The sequence below is a fragment of the Jeotgalibacillus sp. R-1-5s-1 genome, assembly GCF_004405105.1.
In the GTDB taxonomy this organism is placed as follows: domain Bacteria; phylum Bacillota; class Bacilli; order Bacillales; family Jeotgalibacillaceae; genus Jeotgalibacillus.
The window spans coordinates 1-1,637 of the sequence record NZ_SORW01000001.1 but is presented as its reverse complement, the minus strand read 5'-3'; the positions used below and the strand labels follow the sequence as shown (position 1 = coordinate 1,637).

The following is a 1,637-nucleotide window of genomic DNA, read 5'->3' as shown; positions in this document are numbered from 1 at the left end:
TTTTTAACTAGGTTAAGTTAATAAGGGCGCACGGTGGATGCCTTGGCACTAGGAGCCGATGAAGGACGGTACGAACACCGATATGCTTCGGGGAGCTGTAAGTAAGCTGTGATCCGGAGATTTCCGAATGGGGGAACCCCGTATCCGTAATGGGATATGATCTTCCGCTGAATACATAGGCGGTTGAAGGCAGACCCAGGGAACTGAAACATCTAAGTACCTGGAGGAAGAGAAAGCAAATGCGATTCCCTGAGTAGCGGCGAGCGAAACGGGAACAGCCCAAACCGAAAGGCTTGCCTTTCGGGGTTGTAGGACACTCTATACGGAGTTACAAAGGAATCAGTTAGACGAAGCGGTCTGGAAAGGCCCATCACAGAAGGTAACAATCCTGTAGTCGAAAGTTGATTCTCTCCAGAGTGGATCCTGAGTACGGCGGAACACGTGAAATTCCGTCGGAATCCGGGAGGACCATCTCCCAAGGCTAAATACTCCCTAGTGACCGATAGTGAACCAGTACCGTGAGGGAAAGGTGAAAAGCACCCCGGAAGGGGAGTGAAATAGATCCTGAAACCGTGTGCCTACAAGTAGTCAGAGCCCGTTAACGGGTGATGGCGTGCCTTTTGTAGAATGAACCGGCGAGTTACGATTTGATGCAAGGTTAAGTGAAAACGGAGCCGCAGCGAAAGCGAGTCTGAATAGGGCGAATGAGTATCAGGTCGTAGACCCGAAACCAGGTGATCTACCCATGTCCAGGGTGAAGGTGAGGTAACACTCACTGGAGGCCCGAACCCACGCACGTTGAAAAGTGCGGGGATGAGGTGTGGGTAGCGGAGAAATTCCAATCGAACCTGGAGATAGCTGGTTCTCTCCGAAATAGCTTTAGGGCTAGCCTCATGTAGTAAGAGTCTTGGAGGTAGAGCACTGTTTGGACTAGGGGCCCCCAACGGGTTACCGAATTCAGACAAACTCCGAATGCCAAAGACTTATCCATGGGAGTCAGACTGCGAGTGATAAGATCCGTAGTCGAAAGGGAAACAGCCCAGACCACCAGCTAAGGTCCCCAAGTAATCGTTAAGTGGAAAAGGATGTGGGGTTGCTTAGACAACCAGGATGTTGGCTTAGAAGCAGCCACCATTTAAAGAGTGCGTAATAGCTCACTGGTCGAGTGACCCTGCGCCGAAAATGTACCGGGGCTAAACGATTCACCGAAGCTGTGGATGACATCTCTTCTGAGATGTCGTGGTAGGAGAGCGTTCTAAGGGCGGTGAAGTCAGACCGGAAGGACTGGTGGAGCGCTTAGAAGTGAGAATGCCGGTATGAGTAGCGAAAGAAGAGTGAGAATCTCTTCCACCGAATGCCTAAGGTTTCCTGAGGAAGGCTCGTCCGCTCAGGGTTAGTCGGGACCTAAGCCGAGGCCGATAGGCGTAGGCGATGGACAACAGGTTGATATTCCTGTACCACCAAAACATCGTTTGAGTGATGGGGGGACGCAGGAGGATAGGAGAGCACGCCGTTGGTTGCGCGTGTTTAAGCAGTGAGGCAGGAAATGAGGCAAATCCCGTTTCCGTGTAAGCGAAGCTGTGATGACGAGGGAAATAAAGTACCGAAGTCTTTGATTCCACACTGCCAAGAAAAGC

At 51.4% G+C, this 1,637-nt stretch carries 1 rRNA gene; it reads left to right on the top strand.

Going from position 1 to position 1,637, the window contains the following annotated elements:
• Window positions 1-10 precede the first annotated feature (10 nt).
• Window positions 11-1,637: ribosomal RNA gene (locus E2491_RS00005) — 23S ribosomal RNA — on the top strand; the annotation flags it as partial.